At 50.7% G+C, this 408-nt stretch carries 1 protein-coding gene; it reads left to right on the top strand.

The genetic code is table 11. The features are described from left to right. The coding region (locus HEN33_RS25530) for a 3'-5' exoribonuclease domain-containing protein (protein WP_183083544.1) at nt 1-408 on the top strand (408 nt) is incomplete at both ends.

Genomic DNA, 408 nt, shown 5'->3' with positions numbered 1-408 from the left:
CAGTAGCGCAACAGGAACCGGAAAAAGTCTGCACCGCCTGCGGTCAGACCGGCGGCGGCAACTGCCCTGATTGTGGCGCGGTGATGGGCGACGCAACATACCAGGAAACATTCGATGAAGAGTATCAGGTTGAAGTTCAGGAAGATGATCCGGAGGAAATGGAAGGCGCTGAACATCCACACAAGGAGAACACTGACGGCAATCAGCATCACGATAGCGATAATGAAACTGGCGAGACGGCAGATCACTCAATTAAGGTGAACGGTCATCAAGAAATCACATCCACCAGCAGGACGTGTGACCATCTAATGATCGACCTTGAAACCATGGGAAAAAATCCTGATGCCCCGATCATCTCAATAGGTGCAATATTTTTCGATCCGCAAACCGGAGATATGGGACCGGAAT

Origin of the sequence: Escherichia sp. 94.0001 (assembly GCF_013369155.2) — a bacterium.
Classification (GTDB): Bacteria; Pseudomonadota; Gammaproteobacteria; order Enterobacterales; family Enterobacteriaceae; genus Escherichia; species Escherichia coli_F.
Note: the sequence above shows the minus strand (reverse complement) of the source record. Positions and strands in the feature narration are given on the sequence as shown.